The following is a 24,291-nucleotide window of genomic DNA, read 5'->3' on the forward strand; positions in this document are numbered from 1 at the left end:
CGGCGCCCGCGGTGGCCTTCGGAGGATCGCGCCTAGAGGGTGGCGAACGCGTCGGCGATGACCGACACGGCGTCGTCGAGCAGCTCGTCGGTGAGGGCGAGGCTCGGCAGGAAGCGGACCACGTTGCCGTAGGTGCCGGCGCTCAGCACGAGGACCCCGTGCTGGGCGGCGTAGTCGATGATCGCCTGGACCGCGACGGCGTTCGGCTCCTTCGTGGTGCCGGCGGTGCCGGGCTGCACGAGCTCCATCGCCATCATCGCGCCGATGCCGCGGACGTCGCCGATGATGTCGTAGCGCTCCTGCAGGCCTCGCAGCGCCGCGCCCAGGCGGGCGCCGATCCGGTCGGCCTCGGCGAGGAGGCCCTCGTGCTCGATGCGCTCGAAGACCGCGACGGCGGCGGCGGCGGCGACGGGGTTCCCGCCGAAGGTGCCGCCCAGTCCGCCGGCCTGCGCCGAGTCCATGATCTCGGCGCGGCCCGTCACACCCGCGAGCGGCAGGCCGCCGGCGATGCCCTTGGCCGAGAGGACGAGGTCGGGGACGAGGCCGAGGTGCTCGCTGGCGAACCAGGCCCCGGTGCGGGCCATGCCCGACTGGATCTCGTCGGCGACGAAGACGATGCCGTTGGCCGTGCACCACTCCTGCAGTGCCGGGAGGAAGCCGTCGGCGGGGACCATGAAGCCGCCCTCGCCCTGGATGGGCTCGGCGACGAGGCAGGCCAGGGCGGACGCGCCGACGGTCTTCTCGAGGTGCGAGATCGCGCGCTGGGCGGCCTCGGCTCCCGACAGGCCGTCGTGGTACGGGTACGAGCTCGGCGCACGGTGGACGTCGCTGGCGAAGGGTCCGAAGCCCAGGCCGTAGGGAAGCGCCTTGAAGTTCATGGCCATCGTGAGGTTCGTGCGTCCGTGGTACGCGTGGTCGAGCACCGCGACGCCGGGGCGGCCGGTGTGCTTGCGCGCGATCTTGACGGCGTTCTCGACCGCCTCGGCACCGGAGTTGACCAGGACGGTCTTCTTGGCGAAGTCGCCGGGGGTGTGCTGGGCCAGCAGCTCCGCGACGCGGATGTAGGGCTCGTACGGAGTGACGGTGAAGAGGGTGTGCGTGAGGCGCGCGAGCTGCTCCGCGGCGGCCGCGACGACGGAGTCGTCGGTGTGCCCGATCGTCGTGACGCCGATGCCGGCGCCGAGGTCGATGAAGCTGTTGCCGTCGACGTCGACCAGGATCGCGCCGTGCGCGCGGTCGATGTAGACGGGGAGCGCGGTGCCGACGCCGGTGGGCACGACGGCGAGGCGGCGCTCGTGCAGGGCCCGGGATCGCGGCCCGGGGATCTCGGTCGCGACGCGCCGCTCCTGGGGGACTGCGGACGTGGGAACCTGGGGGGCGAGCGTGTCTGTCATGGTCCTCGGAGTCTACCCGCGGGGGTTCCGCGTCCAGAGGTCCAGACCGGCGCGACCGGCCTGATCCACCGCCGTCGAGGAGGAGCCCGATGAAGTCCGAGCACGAGTACGCGGTGTCCGTCGTCTGGGAGGGCGACCGGGGCACCGGCACGAGCGGCTACCGCGAGTACGGGCGCCAGCTGACCGTCACGGCGGAGGGCCCGGCGCCCATCCTCGCCTCGGCCGACACGCCCTTCCGGGGCGACGCCGACCGCTGGAACCCGGAGCAGCTGCTCCTCGCGGCGCTCGCGCAGTGCCACCTCCTCTCCTACCTGCACGTGGCGGTCAAGAACGGAGTCGTCGTCACCGGCTACACGGACGACGCGGTGGGCTCGATGCTGCAGGAGGGGGAGAGCGGCCGCTTCACCTCGGTGACCCTCCGGCCCCGCGTCACTGTCGCCGAGGAGTCGATGGTGGCGATCGCCCAGACGCTGCACGCCGAGGCCTCCCGGCTCTGCTTCATCGCGAACTCGGTGAACTTCCCCGTCGCCCACGAGCCGGAGGCGTCCGCGCGCTGAGGCTCAGCGGCGCTCGTGCGGGAGCGCCCGGCGGATGCGCTCGACCGTGGTCGTCGGCGGCGACTCGTTGTACGCACCGGCGAGCTCCTGCCCGGAGAGCGCGTGGACGGCCGCCATCACCTCGTCGGTGGCGTGGCGTCGGGCGCGGCCGGAGTCGGCGGAGCCGTGCCGCGAGAGGTCCAGCGGAGCCCCGAAGCGGACCGTGATCCGGTGCAGGCGCGGCACCCTCGTGCCCACCGGCTGGAGCTCCTGCGTGCCGATCATGCCGACGGGGACCACCGGCGCGCCCGTGGTGAGGGCGAGCCATGCCACTCCGGTGCGGCCCTTGTAGAGGCGCCCGTCGCGGGAGCGGGTGCCCTCGGGGTAGACGGCGAACGCCTCGTCCCGCTCGAGGATCGCCCGGCCGAGGTCCAGCGCCTCCTGAGCGGCCTGGCCGGCGCCGCGCTCGACCGCGACGGCTCCGACGCTCGTGAAGAACGCGCGCGAGAGGGCGCCCCGCACGCCGGTCCCCGTGAAGTAGTCCGACTTGGCCAGGAACTGCACCGGCCGCGGGGCGAGCAGCGTCAGCACCGGGGAGTCGATGAACGAGAGGTGGTTGGCCGCCAGGATCACGCGTCCCTCGGCCGGGACGTTGTCGCGCCCCTCCACGATCGGCCGGTAGACCAGCCGGCCGACGCCGCCGATGGACAGGCGCGCCAGACGCGCGGAGAGGCCGATCCCCGGGGGAGTCGGCCTCTCGTGGTCGTCGTCGATCCGCATTCCGACGAAGCTACCGGGGCGTCCATGCCGCTCCGGTCATGCGGCGGATCAGCCGAACTGGGCGAGCGCCTCCTCGATGACCGTCGCGGCGTCGTCGATGAGCTCCTCGCTGATGACCACGCTCGGCATGATCCGCAGCACGCTGTCCCAGCTGCCCGCGTCGAGGACGATCACGCCGTTCGTGGTGGCGTGCTTCAGGATCGCCGTGAGCGCCTCCGGGTACTGCTTCTTCGTGCCCGGGTGGACGAGCTCGACGCCCCACATCGCGCCCTTGCCGCGGACCTCGCCCACGACCGCGAAGCGCTCGGCCCAGTCGCCGATCCGCGCCTGCAGCAGGCGCTCGACCCGCTGCGCCTCCTCCAGCAGGCCCTCGGACTCGATCGCCTCGAACGTCGCGAGCGCCGCGGCGGTGGAGACGGGGTTGCCGCCGAACGTGCCGCCGATGCCGCCGGGCTGCACGGCGTCCATGATCTCGGCGCGGCCGGTGACGGCGGCGAGCGGGAAGCCGCCGGCGATGCCCTTGGCCGTCGTGATGAGGTCCGGGACCACGCCGTGGTGCTCGATGGAGTACCAGGTGCCGGTGCGGGCGATGCCGGCCTGGATCTCGTCCGCGACGAAGACGATGCCGTTCTCGGTGCAGAACTCGGACAGGCGGCGGAAGTAGCCCGGCGCCGGGATGATGATCCCGCCGTCGCCCTGGATCGGCTCGACGAAGAGCGCGGCCAGCTCCTGCGCGCCGATGTGGGTGGTGATGTAGTCGATGGTGCGCTCGGCCGCCTCCTCGCCCGTCATGCCCTCGGGGTCGCGGAACGGGTAGCTGATCGGGAGGCTGTAGATCTCTCCCGGGAAGGGGCCCATGCCCGCGCGCTCCGGCCAGGGGCGGTAGGTCATCGCCATCGTGAGGTTGGTGCGGCCGTGGAAGGCGTGGTCGAGCGTCGCGATGGCGCGGCGGCCGGTGAACTTCCGCGCGATCTTGACGGCGTTCTCGACCGCCTCCGCGCCGGAGTTGACCAGGATCGAGTGCTTCTCGAAGTCCCCGGGGGTGATCTCGGCGAGCTTCTCGGCGACCCGGACGTAGTTCTCGTACGGAGTGACGGTGAAGAGGGTGTGCGTCAGCTTCTCGGCCTGCGCGGCGGCCGCCGCGGCGACCGCGGGGTGCGCGTGGCCGATGGTGGTCACTCCGATGCCGCAGCCGAGGTCGATCAGGCGGTTGCCGTCGACGTCGACCAGGACCGCGCCCGACGCGTGGTCCATGTAGATGTTCGCGAGCGTCCCGGCGCCGCGGGAGACGCTGGCGACGCGGCGCTCCTGGAGGGCGACGGAGCGCGGGCCGGGGAGCTCGGTGACGAGCTCTCGGGACTGGGGGACCGAGAATTCACGCATGCCCCGATGGTAGGCCTGGGACCGTTCGAGGACCCGCACCCAGCGCGTTGCGAGGCGCGCCGTGCAGGATGGAGGCGATCCCCGAACGTCCACCGGCCGCCGCCGGTCACGAAAGGTGCCCCTGTGCGCAGAACCCTCGCGATCCTCGCCGTCCTCGGCGCCTCCCTGAGCCTGGCGGCCTGCACCCCCGGGGAGCCGGATGCAGCGCCGTCCGCCTCCGCCACCCCGCTCGGCTGCGCGACCGAGGGCGAGGCGACCGCCGCGGTGCAGACCAGCGGCGACTTCGCCACCAAGCCGGTCACCGTGTTCCCCAGCCCGGTCAGCGTGGACGCCACCGAGCGCTCCGTCGCGATCGAGGGCACCGGCGAGGAGGTCGCCGAGGGCGACACCGTGCTGGTCGACTACACGCTCTACAACGGGACGAGCGGTGCCGAGTTCTCGGCGAGCAGCTACGCGTCCGGTGGCCGCGCGGCCTTCGAGGTCGACACCGACCAGTACCTCGCCGGCCTCGTGAAGGCCGTCAACTGCGCGACCGTCGGCTCGCGCGTCGTCGCCGTCGTTCCCCCGGCCGACGCGTTCGGCGACGCCGGGCAGAGCCAGTTCGGCATCGCCGCGACCGACTCGATCGTCATGGTGATCGACGTCGAGCAGATCGTGCCGACCGCCGCCGACGGCGAGCCGCAGCCCCCGGTCGACGGCCTGCCGACGGTGGCGCTCGCCGAGGACGGGGCGCCCACCGTCACCATCCCCTCGACCGACCCGCCCGCCGACCTGCAGCTCGCCGTCCTCAAGAAGGGGAGCGGCACGACCGTGGCCGACGGCGACCAGCTGATCGTGCAGTACCAGGGCGTGGTCTGGGGCACCGGCGAGGTGTTCGACCAGAGCTGGGGGAAGCCCGCTCCCGCCGCCTTCGGCACCGGCGACGTGATCGAGGGCTTCAAGGAGGCCGTGGTCGGCCAGACCGTCGGCTCGCAGGTGCTCGTCACCATCCCGCCGTCGAAGGGCTACGGCGACCAGGGCAACCAGAACGCGGGGATCAGCGGGACCGACACCCTCGTCTTCGTGGTCGACATCCTCGCCATCAGCTGACCGGGAGGCGCTGGGCGCTCCGTGCCAGGATGGGCGGATGCGCAGGGTCATCATCCTCGGCTCGACCGGGTCCATCGGCACGCAGGCTCTCGACGTCATCGGCGCGAACCGCGAGCGGTTCGAGGTCGTCGGCCTCGCCGCCGGCTCGAACCGGGCGGCGGTCGCCGAGCAGGCGTCCGCGTTCGGCGTCGAGCACACGGCGTTCGGCGCGGAGGAGGCCGAGCAGCTGATCCGCTCGGTCGATGCGGACGTCGTGCTGAACGGGATCACCGGCTCGGTGGGGCTCGGCCCGACGCTCGCGGCGCTCGAGGAGGGCAGGACGCTCGCCCTCGCCAACAAGGAGTCGCTGATCGTCGGCGGCGAGCTCGTCACCTCGCTCGCCGGTCCCGGCCAGATCGTGCCGGTCGACTCCGAGCACTCCGCGATCGCCCAGGCCCTCCTCGCGGGCGAGCACCGCGAGGTCCGCCGCCTCGTGCTGACCGCGTCCGGCGGGCCGTTCCGGGGACGCGACCGCGCCTCCCTCCGCGACGTCACTCCGGCGCAGGCGCTCGCACACCCGACCTGGGACATGGGCCTGGTCGTCACGACCAACTCCTCCACCCTGGTCAACAAGGGGCTCGAGGTGATCGAGGCGCACCTGCTCTTCGACGTCCCCTACGACCGGATCGACGTCACCGTGCACCCGCAGTCGGTGATCCACTCGATGGTCGAGTACGTCGACGGCTCGACGATCGCCCAGGCCTCGCCGCCGGACATGCGGCTCCCGATCTCGCTCGGCCTCGACTGGCCGCACCGCGTCGCCGGGGTCGGCGTCCCGCTCGACTGGACCCGCTCCCACTCCTGGACGTTCGAGCCGCTGGACGAGGAGGCGTTCCCCTCGGTCCGGCTCGCGAAGCGCGTCGGGGAGGCGGGCGCCTCCTACCCGGCCGTGTTCAACGCGGCGAACGAGCAGGCCGTGCAGGCGTTCCACGCGGGGCGGATCGGCTACCTCGACATCCTCGAGACGGTGGAGGCGGTGGTCGACGCGCACAGCGTCGACGGCACGCTGACCCGCGAGTCGCTGGCCGCGGCGGAGGAGTGGGCGCGCCGCACGGCGGACGAGCGGATCGCCGGAGTCTGACCAGGGGTCATCCGGACGGGCTCCGTCCCCGCGGATCCGTGTCGGCGGACGTCGCGCCGCTGATCCGCTCGGCCGCGGAGTTCATCGGATCCGTGCAGGCGCACCCCAGCGTGGACGGGCGGGCCCGGCCTACAGTGTGTCGGTGGAATCCGTGCTGCTCTTCGTCCTCGGCGTCGTCATCATCGCCGTCGGCGTCGCCCTCTCCATCGCCCTGCACGAGGTCGGGCACCTCCTCCCCGCCAAGCTGTTCGGGGTCAAGGTCACGCAGTACATGATCGGGTTCGGGCCGACCCTCTTCTCCCGGCGACGCGGCGAGACGGAGTACGGCGTCAAGGCGATCCCGCTCGGCGGCTACATCGCCATGATCGGCATGTACCCGCCGAAGCACCCGGGGGACCGGCCCACGGTGTCGAGCACAGGCTTCTTCAACGGCCTGGCGTCCTCCGAGGCCCAGCTCGAGGAGCCCCGGCGCGGCGCCTACGCCACGATGATCGACGAGGCCCGTGCCGCCAGCGCGGAGACGATCGGCGACGGCGAGGACCATCGCGCGTTCTACCGGCTCCCCGTGTGGAAGCGCGTGGTCGTCATGGCCGGCGGCCCCTTCATGAACCTCGTGATCGCCACGGTCCTCTTCACCGTCCTCCTCTGCGGCATCGGGATCCCGCAGAGCACCAGCACCCTCGCCGCGGTCTCGCAGTGCGTGGTCCCGGAGTCGCAGCGCGCGACCGCGACCTGCACCGCCGACGACCCGCTGGCACCCGGAGCCGCGGCCGGCCTGCTGCCGGGCGACACGATCACGGCGATCGACGGCACTCCGGTGAGCACCTGGAACGACCTGACCCCGATCATCCAGCGCTCCGCGGGCGTCCCGCTCAGCGTGTCCGTCCAGCGCGACGGCGCCCCGCTGACCCTCACGATCACCCCCGCCGAGAACGAGGTCGCGGTGACCGACGCGAACGGCGCCCCCGTCACCGACGCCTCCGGTGCGATCGAGACGCAGACGGTCGGCTTCATCGGCATCTCGCCCACGTCGGCCCTCGCGCAGCAGCCGGTCACCGCGGTGCCCGAGACGGTCTGGTCGAACATCACCAGCGTCGCCCATGTGATCCTCAACCTGCCGCAGCGCCTCATCGACGTCGCCCGGGCGGCGTTCGGCTCGGAGGCGCGCGACGCCAACGGCCCGATCAGCGTCGTCGGAGTGGGCCGGATCGCGGGCGAGATCGCCGCCTCCGACCAGCTCCCCGTCGTGTCCAAGGTGCAGACGATGGTCGGCGTCCTCGCCTCGCTCAACGTCGCCCTCCTCGTCTTCAACCTGGTGCCGCTGCTCCCCATGGACGGCGGCCACATCGCCGGCGCCCTCTGGGAGGGCCTGCGCCGCCGGATCGCCAAGCTCTTCGGACGCCGCGACCCCGGCCCCGTCGACATCGCCCGCCTGCTCCCGCTCACCTACGTCGTCGTCCTCGTCCTCGGCGGCATGAGCGCCCTCCTCATCTACGCCGACATCGTCAAGCCGATCACGCTGTTCTGAGTTGGATTCCACGCCGGGCCTCGCCCGGCGTGGCGCGGTCGGCTTCTCGGGGTGGGGCGTGGGTGGAGCGGGCCGCGGGCGGCTGGGGCGAATCGCTGGGACGCGATTCACCCGTTCGCCTCGCGGGTGGCAGGACGGGCCTCGCCCGGCGTGGTGCGGTCGGCTCTGCGAGGTGGGGTGTGGGTGGAGCAGGGTGCGGGCGGCTGGGGCCGGTCGCTCGGACGGGATCGGCGGTTCGGCTCGGGAGCGAGGCGACCGCGGATCGTCGTGCGGTCTCGGGCTGAGAGCAGGTGCGGTGGACGGGTTCCGAGGCGCGCAGGAGGGGCGGCGGCTGGGAAGGTGCGGCGAGCGGACGAGGGGTCCCGCGGCGCGCGTACGATGGGGCGCGTGCCAGCAGTGAATCTGGGTCTTCCCAAGGTCCCCATGACCCTCGCCCCCCGCCGCAAGTCCCGCCAGATCAAGGTGGGCAAGGTGCTCGTGGGCGGTGACGCGCAGGTCAGCGTCCAGTCGATGTGCACCACACCGACGACGAACATCAACGCGACCCTCCAGCAGATCGCCGAGCTCACCGCGTCCGGCTGCGACATCGTCCGCGTCGCGGTGCCGAGCCGCGACGACGCGGAGGCGCTGCCGATCATCGCCAAGAAGAGCCAGATCCCGGTCATCGCCGACATCCACTTCCAGCCCAACTACGTCTACGCCGCGATCGACGCCGGCTGCGCCGCGGTCCGCGTGAACCCCGGCAACATCCGCAAGTTCGACGACCAGGTCGGCAAGATCGCCGCCGCCGCGAAGGCCGCCGGCGTCTCGATCCGCATCGGCGTCAACGCCGGCTCGCTCGAGCCGAGCATCCTGCAGAAGTACGGCAAGCCCACCCCCGAGGCCCTCGTCGAGAGCGCCGTCTGGGAGGCCAGCCTCTTCGAGGAGCACGACTTCCACGACTTCAAGATCTCGGTCAAGCACAACGACCCCGTCGTCATGGTGAAGGCCTACCGCCAGCTCGCCGAGCGCGGTGACTGGCCCCTCCACCTCGGCGTCACCGAGGCCGGCCCCGAGTTCCAGGGGACCATCAAGTCCGCCACCGCCTTCGGCATCCTCCTCGGCGAGGGCATCGGCGACACCATCCGCGTGTCGCTCTCGGCCCCGCCCGCGCAGGAGGTCAAGGTCGGCCTGCAGATCCTCCAGTCGCTGAACCTCCGCGAGCGCAAGCTCGAGATCGTCTCCTGCCCCAGCTGCGGCCGCGCGCAGGTCGACGTCTACACGCTCGCCAACGACGTCACGGCCGGCCTCGAGGGCATGAGCGTCCCGCTGCGCGTCGCCGTCATGGGCTGCGTCGTCAACGGACCCGGCGAGGCCCGCGAGGCCGACCTGGGCGTCGCCTCCGGCAACGGCAAGGGCCAGATCTTCGTCAAGGGCGAGGTCATCAAGACCGTCCCCGAGGCCGAGATCGTCCAGACCCTCATCGAGGAGGCCAACCGCCTGGCCGCCGAGATGCCGGCCGACGACACCTCGACCGGAGCCCCGGTCGTCACCGTCGGCGCGAACTGACGGCGCGGGGCGGATCGACGTGGTCCGCCCCGCACTGCGCCTCGCGCTCGTGGTCGTCGCCGCCGCGCTCCTCGCCTCCGGTGTCGCCGCGCTCCGCAGCGGCCCGTCCTCCGAGGCAGGCGAGTGCATCGACAGCCGCACCCCGCAGGACCCCTTCGGCTGCGACCGCTGGGTGCTGACCGCGGCCGAGGGGGAGACCCCGTACACGGCCTGGGTCGAGGGCGCCCGCGTCCGCCTCCGCTCCGAGAGCGTCGGGGGTGCGCCGACCCTGGTCGTCGGCACCGGCTGCCTCGTGGTCAGCGCCGCCTACCGGATCGACGACGGCGTGCTGATCCCCGGCGACGAGGTGACCGGCTCCGACACCTGCTCCGACACGCCGAGCCCCGAGGCCATCCGGCTCCGGGCGCTCCTCTCCGGCCCGATGACGATCGGCGGCACCCCCGACGACGTGCTGCTGGACGGCACGGGCGGAGCGGTCGTCTTCTCGCGGATCCCCGACTGAGGCTCCCGGCGCCCTCGCGAGCCGGGGGAGCGCAGCGGATAGGATCGTCCCTCGTGGTCACCCGTCTCTCGCATCTGTTCGTCCGCACGCTCCGGGAGGATCCCGCCGACGCCGAGGTCGCGGGCCACCGCCTCCTCGTCCGCGCGGGCTACATCCGCCGTCAGGCGCCCGGCGTCTTCGCCTGGCTGCCGCTGGGCCTGCGCGTCAAGCGCCGCATCGAGCGGATCATCCACGAGGAGATGGAGGCGGCCGGCGCCCAGGAGGTGCACTTCCCCGCGCTCCTGCCCCGCGAGCCCTACGAGCTCTCGGGCCGCTGGACCGAGTACGGCGACGGCGTGTTCCGCCTGAAGGACCGCAAGGACGCCGACTACATGCTGGCTCCCACGCACGAGGAGTTCTTCACGCTGCTCGTGAAGGACCTCTACTCCTCCTACAAGGACCTGCCCCTGTCGATCTACCAGATCCAGGACAAGTACCGGGACGAGGCGCGGCCCCGCGCGGGCCTCCTGCGCGGCCGCGAGTTCACGATGAAGGACGCGTACTCCTTCGACTACACCGACGCCGGCCTCGACGCGAGCTACCAGCGCCAGCGCGACGCCTACGAGCGGATCTTCGCCCGCCTGGGCCTGGAGTACGTGATCGTGCAGGCCGACGCCGGAGCGATGGGCGGCTCCCGGAGCGAGGAGTTCCTGCACCCCACCCCCGTCGGCGAGGACACCTTCGTCCGGTCGGCGGGAGGGTACGCGGCGAACGTCGAGGCGTACCGCACGCCCGTCCCCGCGGCGCTGCCCGTCGAGGGCCTGCCCGAGGCGCGCGTCTTCGACTCGCCCGACACCCCGACCATCCAGACCCTGGTCGACCTGGCGAACGCGACGCAGCCCCGCCCCGACGGCCGCGCCTGGACCGCCGCCGACACCCTGAAGAACGTCGTCCTCGCGCTCACCGCGCTCGACGGCACCCGCGAGCTCGTGATCGTCGGCCTGCCCGGCGACCGCGACGTCGACCTCAAGCGCGCCGAAGTGGCCTTCGCCCCGGCCGAGGTCGAGGCCGCCACCGCGGAGGACTTCGCGAAGCACCCCGGACTGGTCAAGGGCTACATCGGACCCTGGTCGGCCGAGGGAGCCGTCCTGGGCGAGGAGTCGGCGACCGGCGTCCGCTACCTGCTCGACCCGCGCGTGGTCGACGGCACCGCCTGGATCACCGGGGCCAACGTCTCCGGGCAGCACGTCCTCGACCTGGTCGCCGGCCGCGACTTCCACGGCGACGCCACCGTCGAGGTCGCGGACGTCCGCACCGGCGACGAGGCGCCCGACGGCTCGGGCCCGATCGAGACCGCCCGCGGCATGGAGATCGGCCACGTCTTCCAGCTCGGCCGCAAGTACGCCGACGTCCTCGGGCTGAAGGTGCTCGACGAGAACGGGAAGCTCGTCACCGTCACGATGGGCTCCTACGGCATCGGCGTGACCCGCATCCTCGCCATCATCGCCGAGGCCACCCACGACGACCGAGGACTGCTCTGGCCCGCGAACGTCGCGCCGTTCGACCTGCACGTCATCGCGACCGGCAAGGACGCGGCGGCTCTCGAGCTCGCCGAGTCGGTCGCCGCCTCCCTCGAGGCCGCCGGCCGCGACGTGCTGATCGACGACCGCCCGAAGGTCTCGCCCGGCGTCAAGTTCGGCGACGCCGAGCTGATCGGGGTGCCCGTGATCGTCATCGCGGGGCGAGGAGCGGCCGACGGGATCGTCGAGCTGTGGGACCGCCGGTCCGGCGAGCGCGAGCAGCTCCCGGTCGCCGAGGCGCTCGCCCGGCTGGGCGCCTAGACCCGACACGCCGAGGGCCCCGCCACCGCGTCCCGCGGCAGGCGGGGTCCTCCGTGCCTCGGCGGGATCCGCGGGTGGAACCCCGGGCCGCGTCGGGTACCCTTGAGGGCTGATCCGGGTGAGAGCCCGGCAGGCGAACGACCGCGGTCACCACCGCGGCATCCAAGTGAATAGAGAGAAAGGCCCGCCCGTGGACATCGACCTGAGCGTTCTGCGACTCATGGAGCGCGAGCGCGAGATCCCCTTCGAGGAACTCGTGCAGATCATCGAGCAGGCGATCCTGACCGCCTACCTCAAGCACATCGGCCAGGCCGACGACGCCGACAAGGCCACCGCCGTCGACGCGCGAGTGCACCTCGACCGCAAGACCGGTCACGTCTCGGTCTTCGTGCCCGAGCTCGACGAGGAGGGCGCCGTCGTGGGCGAGGCCGAGGACTCCCCGCGCGACTTCGGCCGCATCGCCGCCTTCGCCGCGAAGCAGGTCATCAACCAGCGCCTGCGCGACATCGCCGACGAGCACGTGCTCGGCGAGTTCAAGGGCCGCGAGGGCGACATCGTCGCCGGCGTCATCCAGCAGGGCCCCAACCCGCGGATGATCCACGTCGACCTCGGCTCCATCGAGGCGATCCTCTCGCCCGAGGAGCAGGTGCCCGGCGAGGACTACAGCCACGGACGCCGCATCCGCGTCTACGTCACGAGCGTCGGCCGCGGACCCAAGGGCCCGTCGGTCCAGGTGTCCCGCACCCACCCGTCGCTGGTGCGCAAGCTGTTCGCCCTCGAGGTCCCCGAGATCGCGTCCGGCGTGGTGGAGATCGTCTCCCTCGCCCGCGAGGCGGGCCACCGCACCAAGATCGCGGTGCGCGCGACCGAGCCCGGCGTGAACGCCAAGGGCGCCTGCATCGGCGAGCTCGGCCAGCGCGTGCGCGCGGTGACCGCCGAGCTCAACAACGAGAAGATCGACATCGTCGACTACTCCTCCGACCTGCCGACCTTCGTCGCCAGCGCGCTCTCGCCCGCCAAGGTGACCAGCGCGTTCGTGATCGACCAGAGCCTCAAGGCCGTCCGCGCGCTCGTCCCCGACTACCAGCTCTCGCTCGCCATCGGCAAGGAGGGCCAGAACGCCCGCCTCGCCGCCAAGCTGACCGGCGCGAAGATCGACATCCAGCCCGATTCGGTGATGGACGGGGAGTGATCCCCGAGCATCGGCCGTGCGGGGGAGCGGTCCCGGAGGGGAGGGAGTAGAGTGGAAGCCGTCAGAACGTGCGTCGGCTGCCGTCTGCGCGCCCCCCGGGCCTCTCTTCTGAGGCTGGTCCTCCACTCGAACGTCCTCGCGGTAGACCCGCGTGCCGTCCGTCCTGGTCGGGGAGCGTGGCTCCACGACACAGCCGACTGCTACGAGCTCGCGGTCAAGCGCCGCGCGTTCGGAAGAGCGTTCCGGACGCGCGAGAGCGTGGACGCGAGCGAGCTGGAGCAGTACATCGCACGATCCGACCGGCTCGGCCCCTCGACCGGAGGGGCCGGAGCAGCGCACGATCACACCATAGAGAACAGGCAGAACGGCCCGTGAACTGATCATGAGCGAAGACTGATGAGCGGCTCGAAATGAGACCCGTCCGTTCGTGACGCCTGCCCCCGTCTTGGGTGCAGGCCCAAGACAGGAGAGAAGTGGCAAAACCACGCGTACACGAGATCGCATCCGAACTGGGTGTCGATAGCAAGGTCGCACTTGCGAAGTTGAAGGAGCTCGGCGAGTTCGTCAAGGGCCCGTCCTCGAGCATCGAACCCCCGGTGGCGCGCAAGCTCCGCCAGGCCCTCCAGGGCCAGGGCGGTTCCTCCGCGGGAGCGTCGGCGACCCCGGCCGCCCCCGCCGCCGGCGCCCGTCCCGGGGCCCCGCGCCCCTCCGGCGCGCGTCCGTCCGCGCCCACGCCCGGACCGGCCAAGCCGCCCGCTCCGGCGCCGGCACCGCCGATGTCTGTCGCCGAGCGCCAGGCCCAGGCTCAGGCCGCCCAGGAGGCCGCGGCCGCTCAGCGCGCTCAGGCAGCCAAGGACGCGCCCGCCGAGGCCGCCGCTCCGGCTCCGACCGAGGCCCCCGCGGCTCCGGCCGCCGCCGAGAAGCCGGCGTCCGGCGCGACCCCCGGCGGACCCAAGCCCGTGACCCCGCGTCCGGCTCCCGCCGCGAACACCCCGCGCCCCGGCGGCGCCTCGGGCGGCTCCAACCGCCCCGGCGGCACCCCGCGCCCGGGCAACAACCCGTTCGCCAGCAACCAGGGCATGGGACAGCGTCCCGCCGCCCCGCGCCCCGGCAACAACCCCTTCGCCAGCTCGCAGGGCATGGGATCGCGTCCGACCCCGGGCAACATCCCCCGCCCGGCTGCTCCGCGCCCCGGCGCGCCCCGACCCGGCGGACCCGGCATGGGCCAGCGCCCCGCCGGCTTCGGCCAGCGTCCCGGCGGACCCGGCGGCGGAGCAGGACGTCCCGGCGGTGCCGGTCGTCCGGCCGGCGGCGGCTTCCAGCGCCCCGGCGGCGCTCCCGGTGCCGGTGGCGGCTTCGCCCCGCGTCCCGGTGGCGGCGGCGGTCGCGGTCGCGGCCCCGGCGGTGGAACCGCAGGAGCCTTCGGTCGCGGCGGCGGCAAGAGCAAGGCCCGGAAGTCCAAGCGCACGAAGCGTCAGGAGTTCGAGCTCAGGGAGGCCCCGTCGCTCGGCGGCGTCAGCGTCCCCCGCGGCGACGGCAGGACGGTCATCCGTCTGCGCCGCGGCGCGTCGATCTCGGACTTCGCCGACAAGATCGAGGCCATGACCGGCGTGCCGGTGCCCCCCGGCAACCTGGTCACCGTCCTCTTCGCCCTCGGCGAGATGGCGACGGCCACCGAGTCGCTCGACGAGGCCACCTTCGAGGTGCTCGGCTCCGAGCTCGGCTTCAAGATCCAGGTCGTCTCGCCCGAGGACGAGGACAAGGAGCTCCTCGAGGGCTTCGGTCTCGACCTCGAGCAGGAGCTCGACGACGAGACGGACGAGGACCTCGAGATCCGTCCCCCCGTCGTCACCGTCATGGGTCACGTCGACCACGGAAAGACGCGCCTGCTCGACGCGATCCGCAACGCCAACGTCGTCGCCGGCGAGGCGGGCGGCATCACGCAGCACATCGGTGCGTACCAGGTCGTCGCGGAGCACGAGGGCATCGAGCGCCCGATCACCTTCATCGACACCCCGGGTCACGAGGCGTTCACCGCCATGCGAGCCCGCGGTGCCCAGGTCACGGACATCGCGATCCTCGTGGTCGCGGCGGACGACGGCATCATGCCACAGACCATCGAGGCGCTGAACCACGCCCAGGCGGCCAACGTGCCGATCGTGGTCGCGGTGAACAAGGTGGACAAGCCCGACGCCAACCCGGCCAAGGTGCGCCAGCAGCTCACCGAGTTCGGGCTCGTCGCCGAGGAGTACGGCGGAGACGTCATGTTCGTCGACGTGTCGGCTCGCGCGGGCACCGGCATCCAGGACCTCCTGGACGCCGTGCTGCTCACCGCGGACGCCGGTCTCGACCTGCGCGCCAACCCCAACAAGGAGGCGCGCGGAGTCGCGATCGAGGCGAAGCTCGACAAGGGACGCGGTGCGGTCGCGACCGTGCTCATCCAGTCGGGAACGCTGCGCGTCGGAGACGCGATCGTCGCCGGAACGGCCTACGGCCGCGTCCGTGCGATGGCGGACGAGAACGGCAACGCCGTCCTCGAAGCCGTGCCGTCGCGTCCGGTGCAGGTGCAGGGACTCTCGTCCGTGCCCCGCGCCGGCGACACCTTCCTCGTCACCGAGGAGGACCGCACGGCCCGTCAGATCGCCGAGAAGCGCGAAGCCGCTCAGCGCAACGCCCTGCTGGCCAAGGCCCGCAAGCGCATCTCGCTCGAGGACTTCACCCGTGCTCTCGAGGAGGGCAAGGTCGAGTCGCTCAACCTCATCATCAAGGGCGACGTGTCCGGTGCCGTCGAGGCGCTGGAGGAGTCGCTCGTCAAGATCGAGGTCGACGACTCGGTGCAGCTGCGCATCATCCACCGCGGTGTCGGTGCGATCACGGAGTCGGACGTCAACCTCGCGACGATCGACAACGCGATCATCGTGGGCTTCAACGTCCGCCCCGACCCGAAGGCCCGCGAGCGCGCTGCTCGAGAAGGAGTGGACATCCGCTTCTACTCGGTCATCTACAACGCGATCGAAGAGGTCGAGAACTCGCTCACGGGCATGCTCAAGCCCGAGTTCGAGGAGGTCCAGTCCGGTGTCGCCGAGATCCGCGAGGTGTTCCGCTCCTCCAAGTTCGGCAACATCGCGGGTGTCATCGTCCGCTCCGGCACGATCACCCGCAACTCGAAGGCGCGCGTCATCCGTGACGGCGTCGTGGTCGGGGACAACCTGGCCATCGAGTCGCTGCGTCGCTTCAAGGACGACGTCACGGAGGTCCGTACGGACTACGAGGCCGGTATCGGACTCGGAAAGTACAACGACATCCAGATCGGCGACGAGATCGAGACGATCGAGATGAAGGAGAAGCCGCGAGGCTGATCCGCTCCACTGGAAGGCCCGGGTCCGCCCGGGCCTTCCGGCGTCTCACGGCGCTGTTCGTGCGGGATCGGGAGGGGACTCTCGTCCTCTCGCGCCCTGCGGGAGGAATCGGGGGCCGCCCGTGTCCCGGAGGTGCGCACCCTCCAGCGTGCGCTTCCGCACCCCCGGGTGCGGGAGACCGACCCCGATCAGGCGCTCCTGTCTCGGTGGGTGCGCCCGCTGAACGAGCAGCTCGCGAGCAGCGCGCCTGCGGGCGACGTCCGGCTCCCGATCCAGCACCTGAGCCTTCCCACCCCGGTCCCCGAGGATCCGGGGGGGCGGACCCGCACCCCCTCCGATCGCGGGCACGGGTGGGGTGCCTCCTCGCGGCTCCTGGCCGGGCCTGGCGGGCGGGCCGCAGGCCCGCGGGAGGGAGCCGCGAGGAGGCACCCCACCCGCGCCGTCGCAGACGCGCAGTCGAGGGGCATCACGCCCCAGAAGCAAGGCCCCCTCGGACGCGACCGGTCGTCCGGGCGGAGAGTGGTTGAATGGCGAGCTGAACGGTTCGCCGAGAGAGATGTGAGGACCAGCCATGGCAGATCCGGCCCGGGCGAGGAAGCTCGCCGAACGTATCCAGGTGATCGTCGCGAAGCGGCTCGAGCGCGGTCTCCGCGACCCGCGCCTCGGCTTCGTCACCATCACCGATGTCCAGGTGACCGGCGACCTGCAGCACGCCTCGGTGTTCTACACGGTCTACGGCACCGACGAGGAGCGCGCCGATTCGGCCGCGGCCCTCAAGGCCGCCACCGGAATGCTCCGCACCGAGGTGGGCAGGAACATCACGTCCCGGCTCACGCCGTCGCTCGAGTTCATCCTCGACGCGGTGCCCGAGAACGCGAAGCACATCGAGGACCTGCTCGCCGCCGCGCGCAGCCAGGACTCGCAGGTGCAGTCGCTCGCCGCTCAGGCGGACTACGCCGGCGACGCCGACCCCTATGTGAAGCCCCGCGAGGACGACGAGGACTAGGCGCCGAGCCCGAACACCGCGGAGCCCGTGGCGACGTCGACCGATTCCAGGACGACGACGACACGGGCTCCCGGCGTGAGCGGGGCCGGGACGTCGACGGTGATCTCCGGGTCGAGCAGCTGGACCGAGGAGCGGGTGCGCGCCGAGGAGACGACGATCCCGCTGAAGGAGGCTCCTTCGCGGCCGCGGAGGACGGCGGCCTCGACGATCGCGGTCGCCGCACGGGAGGCGGCTCCGGCCCGGCGGTCGCTCGCGGCGAGGAGCGGCGGGAGCAGGGGCAGCGCCTCGCGCAGCTGCGACGGGATCGTTCCGCCCCGGGACACCGCGAGGCAGACGGCGAGGCCGAACCGGTCGACCAGGCGCCGCAGCGGCGCGGTGACGTGCGCGTACGGCGCGGCGAGGGCCGCCTGCGCGGGATGCTCCGGCGGGGCGCCGTCGAAGGCGGTGTAGCCGGCGCCGCGGAACAGGCTCGCCGCGGCGTACATGATGGCGAGCTGGGCGGGGTCGTCGGTGTCGAGGCGGCGCAGGTAGGCGCCGTAGGCCTCCTCCTCGGGCCACGGGACGCCGAGCGCCGCGGCTCGGGAGCGGAAGGCCGCGACGGTGGCGGGGTCGGCCTCGGGCATGGTCCGGAGGATGCCCACCCCCGCGTCGAGCATCATCGTCGCCGCCGCCATGCCGGTCAGCAGCGAGACCTGGGCGTTCCAGCCCTCGACGGCCAGGGGAGCGCGGCGCTCGACCCGGTAGCCGCCGTCGGCGGCGACGATCTCCTCCTCGGGCAGCGTCAGGCTCGCTCCTCCGCGCTCGGCCTCGCGCGCCAGGCGCTCGCGTCCGAACCAGGGGAGGAGGGCGAGGGAGGGGTGCGGATCGCCCGCGTCGACGCTGCGCTGCACGCCCTCGTAGTCGAGCCGGGCCACGCTGCGCACGAGCGCCCGCTCGAGGTGCACCGAGCGCGGCTCCGCCCGCTCGTCGAGGGTCAGCGTCCAGACCAGCGCTCGGCGCGTCTCGTCCGGCAGGAGCGACGCGGCCCCCTCGGAGAGGACCGCGGGGTGCAGCGGGACGCGGCCGTCCGGGAGGTAGTAGGTCTGGCCGCGGCGGCGCGTCTCGGCGTCGAGCGCTCCGCCGGTGCGGACGACCGCGGGCACGTCCGCGATGGCGTAGCGGAGGACGACGCCCTCCGACGTGCGCTCCAGGTGGAGGGCCTGGTCCAGGTCGAGCGAGCCGGGCGGGTCGATCGTCACGAAGGGGAGGTCCGTCCGGTCGACGCGGTCCTCGTCGTCCGCTCCGGCGTCCGCGTGCTCGGCCTCGGCCAGCGCGGCCGGCGGGAACGGGCCGGGCAGGTCGTTCTCGACGCGGACCGCGGCGAGGGCGCGCTGGACGTCCTGGGCGAGGTCGACGTCGAGGGCGCGCTCGACGGCGGCGTCGGGGCGGGGGAGGCGGAGGCGGCGACCGGTCACGGCGCCGACCCTACCCGCCTCCTCCGACGCGGACGGCGGTCGACGGGCCCTCAGGAGCCGGGGAGGAGGTAGCCGTCCTCCGGGCCGCCCGTCGCCAGGCCGTCGGCGAGGAGCCCGGCCAGGGCGCGACCGCGCTGGTCGGCGTCCGGCCAGAGAGACTCCACCTCGGCCGCGGTGACCGGGCCGTGCGCGGCGCGCAGCTCGGCGAGGATGAGGCCGCGGACCTGGCGGTCCGAGCCCTCGAACCGCTTCTGCTTCGCCTTTACGGGCCCGGTGTGCTCGGGGTACCCCTCCGCCCGCCAGCGGCAGAGGTCGCGGATCGGGCACTCGTCGCAGCGCGGAGCGCGGGCGGTGCAGACGACCGCCCCCAGCTCCATCGCGCCCGCGTTGAAGGCCGCCGCCTCGGAGAGCGACTCGGGCAGCAGCGCCGACATCGCGGTGAGGTCGGCCCTCGCGCGGGGCGGGCCGGGCTCCGCCGCTCCGTCGACCGCGCGCGCGAGGACCCGGCGGACGTTGGTGTCGACCACGGGGTGCCGCCTCCCGTAGGCGAACACGGCGATGGCGCGGGCGGTGTAGTCGCCGATGCCGGGCAGCGCGAGGAGGGTCTCGACGTCGTCGGGGACCACGTCGCCGTGCTCCTCGGCGATCGCCACGGCGCAGGCGTGCAGGCGCAGGGCCCGCCGCGGGTAGCCCAGGGACTGCCAGGCGCGCACCGCCTCGCCGGGCGGGACGGCGGCGAGCGCGGAGGGTGTCGGCCAGCGCTCCAGCCACTCCGCCAGTCGCGGGACGACGCGGACCACCGGGGTCTGCTGCAGCATGAACTCGCTGACGAGCGTGCCCCAGGCGGGGAAGCCCTCGCGGCGCCACGGCAGGTCGCGGGCGCTCGTGCGGAACCAGGCGGTGATCGCGTCGGCGAGAGGGTCGGAGGGCATCAGCCCACACTAGGCGGCGGCGCGTATCGTGGGCGGATGACCAGGTGGGCTCCGCAGAAGGCCGATGTGCTCGACGCTCTCGCGGCGGAGGTGCTGCACAACTACGGGCGCGGACGGGTCAAGGTCGGGATCGACGGCGACGACCCCGCGGTGAGCGCGGCGTTCGCGGTCGACCTCGCGGAGGCGCTCCGCCGGGCCGGCAAGGACGCGATCGTCGCGCACCTCGCCGACTTCCGACGTCCCCGCGCCGATCGGGACGACCCCGCCGTGCCCGAGGAGCAGCGCTCCTACGCGGCCGGGTACGACTACGAGCTCCTGCGCCGCGTGCTGCTCGATCCGTTCACCCTCGGCGGCAGCACCGGGTTCGTGCTCGCGGGCTTCGACGCAGTGCGCGACGAGGCGCGGCAGGCGCGCTGGCGGACCGCCGGCCGCGACGCGGTGCTGCTCGTCGACGGCGAGTTCGCCCTCCGGCCGGAGCTGCGCGGAGCGTGGAGCACCAGCATCCGCCTCGACACGCAGGAGCCGCCGGTGGACGCGGCGTACCGCGCCACGACGGACCCGCGCCGGCTGGCGGGGATCCTCGTCGACATCCGCGATCCGGAGCAGCCCCGGCGCCTCTTCGCCGACTCCTGCTGAGCCTCGGGACGGAGGCCGCCGCCGCGGGCGGCGTCCGTCCGACAGGGCCGCGGGCTCAGACCAGGGCGGCGCGGCGCACGACCTCCGCCGGCGGCACGAAGGCGCCCGCCCGCTCGACCTCGTGCACCAGGTCGACCAGCAGCTGGTTGACCGGTGCCTCGCGCCCGCCGCGGTGAGCGGTGCGGACCACGGCCCCGGCCAGGTGGTCGATCTCGCTCGGCACTCCGCGGCGGACGCTCTGCAGCGTCGACCCGGGGTTCGGCACCTCGCCCATCCGCGCGGCCATCCGGCGGGGGAGCAGCTCGACCAGGGGCAGGGGAGCGGCGGCCAGGGCGCGGACGGACGTGTTCGAGAGTCCCTGCAGCGAGCCGAAGCGGACGCCAGACGCGAGGCCCGTCCGGGCGGCCTCGCGCATCGACCGGGCGAGGACGCGCCGCAGCCCCGGATCGTCGATCGTCTCCTGGACCGAGAGCCCGGTGATCGCGGGCAGGGCGTTGACCTCGTTGATCAGCAGCTTCGTCCACTGCGCTCCGGTGAAGTCGTCGGTGACGGCGGTGGGGACCGCCTCGCCGAGCACGGCGGCGGCCCGTCGCACGTCGTCGTCGGCCGGGCGGCCGGGGACGCCGAGCGTGGTCGTGGCAGGAGCCGTGACGGTGACGCGGCCGGGTTCGAGGTGGCTCGCGGCGAAGAGGGCGAGAGCACCCACGAGCCGGGCGTCGCGCACCTGCCGGGCCGCCGCGGTGAGCCCGTCCAGTCCGTTCTGGACGACGACGACGAGGGTGCCGTCGACCGTGCGGCGGTTGGTGCGCAGCGCGTCCTCGGCGTCCTGCGCTTTCGTGCAGACGAAGGCGAGATCGGGCACCAGGTCGAGGGACTCGCCGCAGCGGACCCAGGCGGTGTGCTCGCCCCACGCCCCGTCGAGCCGGATCCCCGACCGGCGGATCGCGGTGAGGTGGTCGCCTCGGGCGGTGACCTCGACGTCGTGCCCGGCGCGGTCGAGAAGGGCGGCGATGGTGCCGCCGACGGCGCCTGCTCCGAGTACTGCGATCCTCATCCGGACAGCCTAGGACGGGCGGGCGAGGGCTCCGGCTCCACCCCGGGGGTACTCCCGATCCGTCCGTGTATCCTCGCACCCGTGCTCGAGACCCCCGCCCCGGCTCCGAACGGGATCCTCCTGCTGGACAAGCCCGGCGGCATCACCAGCCACGACCTCGTCTCGCGGACCCGCCGCCGCGCGGGGACCCGCAAGGTCGGCCACGCGGGGACGCTCGATCCGATGGCGACCGGGCTGATGATCCTCGGTCTCGGCCCCTCGACGCGCCTGCTCACCTACCTCGTCGGCCTCGACAAGCAGTACGAGGCGACGATCCGGCTGGGCTCCTCCACCACCACCGACGACCAGGAGGGCGAGGTGCTCGCCTCGGCGGAGCCCGCCCTCGTCGCGGCCCTCGCCCCGGAGTCGGTGTCCGACGCGATCGCGGCCCTCACCGGAGCGATCGAGCAGGTCCCGAGCACGGTCAGCGCGATCAAGGTGGACGGCCGCCGCGCCTACGCCCGCGCCCGCGACGGCGAGGAGGTCGTGCTCGCCTCCCGCCCCGTGACCGTCTCGGAGTTCGCCGTCCTGGCGAGCCGCCCGGTCGAGGGGTTCCTCGACCTGGACGTGCGCGTCACCTGCTCCTCCGGCACCTACATCCGCGCGCTCGCCCGCGACCTGGGCGCGTCCCTCGGAGTCGGCGGCCACCTGACCGCGCTGCGGCGCACCGCGGTCGGCCCCTTCTCCGTGGCCCAGGCCGGCGAGATCGACGAGCTCGACGTCCCCGCCGCGCTCCTGCCGCCGACGCTCGTGGCGGGCGAGCTGTTCCCCCTGCTGCGCCTCGACGCCCAGGAGGCGGGCGATCTCGCAAACGGCAAGCGCATCCCGGCCCCGGAGGCGGTGGCGGGCGCGAAGGGCCTCCTCGCCGCGGTCGGCCCGGGGGAGCGGCTGATCGGCCTCGCCGAGCGGCGCGGCACCCAGCTCAAGAGCGTCGTCAACTTCCCGACCGAGGACCTGCGGACGGCCGCCTCGTGATCGAGTGGTTCACGATCCTCCAGGTGGGGATCGCCGTCGCGGCCGGCCTGCTCTGCCTCGTGCTCGGGCTGCTCGCCCGCCGTCCCTCGGACGTCTCGGTCGGCGCGACGGCGATCGTCGAGCTGCTGCTGATCGTCCAGCTGGCGGTCGCGATCGTGTCGCCGCTGGTCGGCAACCGCCCGTCGGGGAGCCTGCCGGAGTACTACATCTACCTGATCTCGGCGCTGCTCCTGCCGCTCGCGGCCGGGTTCTGGGCGCTCATCGAGCGGAGCCGCTGGAGCACCGTGATCCTGGGCGTCGTCTGCCTCTCGATCGCGGTCATGGTCTACCGGATGCACCAGATCTGGTTCTTCCAGAGCGCCTGATCGGGCCCGCCACCGGGCCCGGCCCGGCGAGCGCCTAGCATGGACGTGCGATGTCGAAACCAGCCAGCGATGCGTCCGGACGGGCCGCTCACGACCCCTCAGTCCCCTCGGCCCCCGGGAGCGGAGAGCCGACCCGTTCCGCCCGCTCGCGCGGGATCGGCAGCCTCCTGGTCGTGGTCTACGGGATCCTCGCGCTCGCCGCGACGGGGCGCTCCGTCTTCCAGATCATCGACCGGTTCGACGAGGCGCCGCTGGCGTTCTCGCTCTCGGCGCTCTCGGCCGTCGTGTACATCGTCGCGACGGTCGCCCTGATCGTCCCGGGCCGCACCTGGCAGCGCGTCGCGTGGGTGACGATCACCTTCGAGCTGGTGGGCGTGCTCGTGGTCGGCGCGCTCAGCCTCCTCGCTCCGCAGCTCCTCGGGCTCGCGAGCGCCGACCCGTTCGGGCGCCAGTCGACGGTGTGGGCGGCCTTCGGCGCCGGCTACCTGCTGATCCCGCTCGTCCTGCCCGTGCTCGGCCTCTGGTGGCTCCGCGCGCAGGGGCGGCGCACGGCCCGGGCGGCCGCCTGATGCGCGTCGAGACCCGCCCCGGCGACCTGGCCGGGATCGGACCCTCCGCCGTCACGATCGGCAAGTTCGACGGCGTCCACTCCGGGCATCGGGCCGTCATCGGCCGGCTGCACGAGCGGGCCCGCGAGCAGGGGCTCGCCGCCGTCGTCGTCACCTTCGACCGCAATCCGCTCAGCGTGATCGCGCCGGAGAAGTGCCCGCCCGTCCTGGTCGGCAACGAGCAGAAGCTCGAGCTCCTCGCCGGGACCGGCGTGGACGCGACGCTGCTGCTCACCTTCGACGAGGCGTTCCGGGCGCTCTCACCCGAGCAGTTCGTCGAGCAGGTGCTGGTAAAGGCGCTCGAGGCCCGTGTGGTCCTCGTCGGCTCCGACTTCCGCTTCGGCGCCCGGGGAGCGGGCGACGTCGACCTGCTGCGCGTGCTCGGCGGGCAGCACGGATTCGAGGTGGAGCTGATCGACGACGTGCGGCCCGAGGACGGCCGCCGCGTCTCCTCCACCTGGATCCGCGAGCTGCTGGCCGAGGGCGACGTGGAGCACGCGACGCGCCTGCTCGGGCACGAGCCCGTCGTCCGCGGCGTGGTCGTGCACGGAGCGAAGCGCGGCCGCGAGCTGGGCTTCCCGACCGCGAACCTCTCGCCGCAGTCGCAGGGCCTGATCCCGGGCGACGGCGTCTACGCGGGCCGGCTCACCACCGACGGCGTCACGCATCCCGCCGCGATCTCGGTCGGCAGCAACCCGACCTTCGTCGGAGTGCCGCCCAAGCAGGTCGAGGCGTACGTGCTCGACCAGACGCTCGACACCCTCGACCTCTACGACCGCGTGGTCGACGTGGCGTTCGTCGGCCGGATCCGCGGCCAGGTCGCCTACGAGGGCGTCGAGCCCCTCATCCGCCAGATGAACCACGACGTGGTGCAGGTCCGCGAGGTCCTCGGCATCGACTGAGCGGGATGCCGGCCGCCGCCTAGCAGGGGCCGCGGGCCCGCACCAGCGGGAGAGGTCCCGGGGCCATCG

The 24,291-nt window shown here is 73.1% G+C and carries 22 protein-coding genes; 16 read left to right on the top strand and 6 right to left on the bottom strand.

Annotated elements, in window-relative coordinates; translation table 11 throughout:
• Nucleotides 1-32: 32 nt before the first annotated feature.
• Nucleotides 33-1,394, bottom strand: coding sequence for a 4-aminobutyrate--2-oxoglutarate transaminase (gabT, locus tag C5B98_RS02925; protein WP_104327279.1), 1,362 nt, complete (start codon nucleotides 1,392-1,394; stop codon nucleotides 33-35).
• Between the two features lie 89 nt (nucleotides 1,395-1,483).
• Here gabT and C5B98_RS02930 point away from each other — a divergent pair, with 89 nt between their 5' ends.
• A complete protein-coding gene (locus tag C5B98_RS02930) occupies nucleotides 1,484-1,951 on the top strand; it encodes an OsmC family protein (protein ID WP_104223041.1) in 468 nt (155 codons plus the stop codon).
• Between the two features lie 3 nt (nucleotides 1,952-1,954).
• Here the strand turns inward: C5B98_RS02930 and C5B98_RS02935 are convergent, their stop codons facing one another.
• Nucleotides 1,955-2,710 carry a 1-acyl-sn-glycerol-3-phosphate acyltransferase gene (locus C5B98_RS02935; protein WP_104223042.1) on the bottom strand — a complete coding sequence of 252 codons (756 nt, stop codon included), beginning with the start codon at nucleotides 2,708-2,710 and terminating at the stop codon, nucleotides 1,955-1,957.
• A gap of 48 nt (nucleotides 2,711-2,758) precedes the next feature.
• Nucleotides 2,759-4,093, bottom strand: coding sequence for an aminotransferase class III-fold pyridoxal phosphate-dependent enzyme (locus C5B98_RS02940; protein ID WP_104223043.1), 1,335 nt, complete (start codon nucleotides 4,091-4,093; stop codon nucleotides 2,759-2,761).
• 123 nt (nucleotides 4,094-4,216) lie between these two features.
• Here C5B98_RS02940 and C5B98_RS02945 point away from each other — a divergent pair, with 123 nt between their 5' ends.
• From C5B98_RS02945 to rbfA, 10 genes are all read left to right on the top strand, one after another.
• Nucleotides 4,217-5,182: an FKBP-type peptidyl-prolyl cis-trans isomerase gene (locus C5B98_RS02945; RefSeq protein WP_181065443.1), complete on the top strand. Its 966-nt coding sequence runs from the start codon at nucleotides 4,217-4,219 to the stop codon at nucleotides 5,180-5,182.
• Between the two features lie 37 nt (nucleotides 5,183-5,219).
• Complete coding sequence (gene dxr, locus C5B98_RS02950; protein ID WP_104223045.1) at nucleotides 5,220-6,302, top strand: 1-deoxy-D-xylulose-5-phosphate reductoisomerase; 1,083 nt, start codon at nucleotides 5,220-5,222, stop codon at nucleotides 6,300-6,302.
• A 142-nt stretch (nucleotides 6,303-6,444) separates the two neighbouring features.
• Nucleotides 6,445-7,830 carry an RIP metalloprotease gene (locus C5B98_RS02955; RefSeq protein ID WP_258063424.1) on the top strand — a complete coding sequence of 462 codons (1,386 nt, stop codon included), beginning with the start codon at nucleotides 6,445-6,447 and terminating at the stop codon, nucleotides 7,828-7,830.
• Nucleotides 7,831-8,217: 387 nt separating this feature from the next.
• Entirely contained in the window at nucleotides 8,218-9,378 is a 1,161-nt protein-coding gene (ispG, locus tag C5B98_RS02960; protein ID WP_173244694.1) for a flavodoxin-dependent (E)-4-hydroxy-3-methylbut-2-enyl-diphosphate synthase, read from the top strand.
• 19 nt (nucleotides 9,379-9,397) lie between these two features.
• Entirely contained in the window at nucleotides 9,398-9,880 is a 483-nt protein-coding gene (locus tag C5B98_RS02965; RefSeq protein ID WP_104327282.1) for a hypothetical protein, read from the top strand.
• A gap of 53 nt (nucleotides 9,881-9,933) precedes the next feature.
• Nucleotides 9,934-11,700, top strand: a complete 1,767-nt coding sequence (locus C5B98_RS02970; protein WP_104327283.1) for a proline--tRNA ligase — start codon at nucleotides 9,934-9,936, stop codon at nucleotides 11,698-11,700.
• A gap of 190 nt (nucleotides 11,701-11,890) precedes the next feature.
• Complete coding sequence (gene nusA, locus C5B98_RS02975) at nucleotides 11,891-12,892, top strand: transcription termination factor NusA (protein ID WP_104225180.1); 1,002 nt, start codon at nucleotides 11,891-11,893, stop codon at nucleotides 12,890-12,892.
• 51 nt (nucleotides 12,893-12,943) lie between these two features.
• Nucleotides 12,944-13,267, top strand: a complete 324-nt coding sequence (locus C5B98_RS02980) for a YlxR family protein (RefSeq protein WP_104225593.1) — start codon at nucleotides 12,944-12,946, stop codon at nucleotides 13,265-13,267.
• Nucleotides 13,268-13,365: 98 nt separating this feature from the next.
• Complete coding sequence (gene infB / locus C5B98_RS02985; protein ID WP_104246572.1) at nucleotides 13,366-16,251, top strand: translation initiation factor IF-2; 2,886 nt, start codon at nucleotides 13,366-13,368, stop codon at nucleotides 16,249-16,251.
• A 571-nt stretch (nucleotides 16,252-16,822) separates the two neighbouring features.
• Complete coding sequence (rbfA, locus tag C5B98_RS02990) at nucleotides 16,823-17,257, top strand: 30S ribosome-binding factor RbfA (protein WP_104246571.1); 435 nt, start codon at nucleotides 16,823-16,825, stop codon at nucleotides 17,255-17,257.
• Here the strand turns inward: rbfA and C5B98_RS02995 are convergent.
• On the bottom strand, nucleotides 17,254-18,711 hold the full coding sequence (locus C5B98_RS02995) for a ribonuclease catalytic domain-containing protein (protein WP_104327284.1): 1,458 nt from the start codon (nucleotides 18,709-18,711) through the stop codon (nucleotides 17,254-17,256). The genes rbfA and C5B98_RS02995 overlap by 4 nt on opposite strands.
• 50 nt (nucleotides 18,712-18,761) lie before the next feature.
• Nucleotides 18,762-19,643: an A/G-specific adenine glycosylase gene (locus C5B98_RS03000; RefSeq protein ID WP_104327285.1), complete on the bottom strand. Its 882-nt coding sequence runs from the start codon at nucleotides 19,641-19,643 to the stop codon at nucleotides 18,762-18,764.
• 36 nt (nucleotides 19,644-19,679) lie between these two features.
• On the opposite strand from C5B98_RS03000, the gene C5B98_RS03005 reads away from it, so the two are divergent.
• Nucleotides 19,680-20,279: a hypothetical protein gene (locus C5B98_RS03005; RefSeq protein WP_146076876.1), complete on the top strand. Its 600-nt coding sequence runs from the start codon at nucleotides 19,680-19,682 to the stop codon at nucleotides 20,277-20,279.
• A 55-nt stretch (nucleotides 20,280-20,334) separates the two neighbouring features.
• Here C5B98_RS03005 and C5B98_RS03010 read toward each other — a convergent pair whose 3' ends face one another.
• Nucleotides 20,335-21,333: a ketopantoate reductase family protein gene (locus C5B98_RS03010; RefSeq protein ID WP_104249600.1), complete on the bottom strand. Its 999-nt coding sequence runs from the start codon at nucleotides 21,331-21,333 to the stop codon at nucleotides 20,335-20,337.
• A gap of 81 nt (nucleotides 21,334-21,414) precedes the next feature.
• On the opposite strand from C5B98_RS03010, the gene truB reads away from it, so the two are divergent.
• From truB to C5B98_RS03030, 4 genes are read left to right on the top strand one after another with little or no spacing between them, the layout of a single operon-like run.
• Entirely contained in the window at nucleotides 21,415-22,347 is a 933-nt protein-coding gene (gene truB, locus C5B98_RS03015) for a tRNA pseudouridine(55) synthase TruB (protein WP_104223057.1), read from the top strand.
• Nucleotides 22,344-22,712, top strand: a complete 369-nt coding sequence (locus C5B98_RS03020) for a hypothetical protein (RefSeq protein ID WP_104327287.1) — start codon at nucleotides 22,344-22,346, stop codon at nucleotides 22,710-22,712. The genes truB and C5B98_RS03020 overlap by 4 nt, the downstream gene beginning before the upstream one ends.
• Before the next feature lie 50 nt (nucleotides 22,713-22,762).
• Nucleotides 22,763-23,281 (top strand): hypothetical protein, encoded by a 519-nt coding sequence (locus C5B98_RS03025; RefSeq protein WP_258063425.1) that lies wholly within the window; start codon nucleotides 22,763-22,765, stop codon nucleotides 23,279-23,281.
• A complete protein-coding gene (locus C5B98_RS03030; protein ID WP_104327315.1) occupies nucleotides 23,281-24,222 on the top strand; it encodes a bifunctional riboflavin kinase/FAD synthetase in 942 nt (313 codons plus the stop codon). The genes C5B98_RS03025 and C5B98_RS03030 overlap by 1 nt, the downstream gene beginning before the upstream one ends.
• Nucleotides 24,223-24,291: the final 69 nt, after the last annotated feature.

Source organism: Rathayibacter sp. AY1A5 (genome assembly GCF_002930875.1).
Classification (GTDB): Bacteria; Actinomycetota; Actinomycetes; order Actinomycetales; family Microbacteriaceae; genus Rathayibacter.

Excerpts from the sequence above, each read along its gene's own strand:
- gabT (WP_104327279.1), bottom strand. The coding sequence starts at position 1,394 with ATGACAGACACGCTCGCCCCCCAGGTTCCCACGTCCGCAGTCCCCCAG.
- C5B98_RS02930 (WP_104223041.1), top strand. The coding sequence starts at position 1,484 with ATGAAGTCCGAGCACGAGTACGCGGTGTCCGTCGTCTGGGAGGGCGAC.
- C5B98_RS02935 (WP_104223042.1), bottom strand. The coding sequence starts at position 2,710 with ATGCGGATCGACGACGACCACGAGAGGCCGACTCCCCCGGGGATCGGC.
- C5B98_RS02940 (WP_104223043.1), bottom strand. The coding sequence starts at position 4,093 with ATGCGTGAATTCTCGGTCCCCCAGTCCCGAGAGCTCGTCACCGAGCTC.
- dxr (WP_104223045.1), top strand. The coding sequence starts at position 5,220 with ATGCGCAGGGTCATCATCCTCGGCTCGACCGGGTCCATCGGCACGCAG.
- rbfA (WP_104246571.1), top strand. The coding sequence starts at position 16,823 with ATGGCAGATCCGGCCCGGGCGAGGAAGCTCGCCGAACGTATCCAGGTG.
- C5B98_RS03000 (WP_104327285.1), bottom strand. The coding sequence starts at position 19,643 with ATGCCCTCCGACCCTCTCGCCGACGCGATCACCGCCTGGTTCCGCACG.
- C5B98_RS03005 (WP_146076876.1), top strand. The coding sequence starts at position 19,680 with ATGACCAGGTGGGCTCCGCAGAAGGCCGATGTGCTCGACGCTCTCGCG.
- C5B98_RS03010 (WP_104249600.1), bottom strand. The coding sequence starts at position 21,333 with ATGAGGATCGCAGTACTCGGAGCAGGCGCCGTCGGCGGCACCATCGCC.
- C5B98_RS03025 (WP_258063425.1), top strand. The coding sequence starts at position 22,763 with ATGTCGAAACCAGCCAGCGATGCGTCCGGACGGGCCGCTCACGACCCC.
- C5B98_RS03030 (WP_104327315.1), top strand. The coding sequence starts at position 23,281 with ATGCGCGTCGAGACCCGCCCCGGCGACCTGGCCGGGATCGGACCCTCC.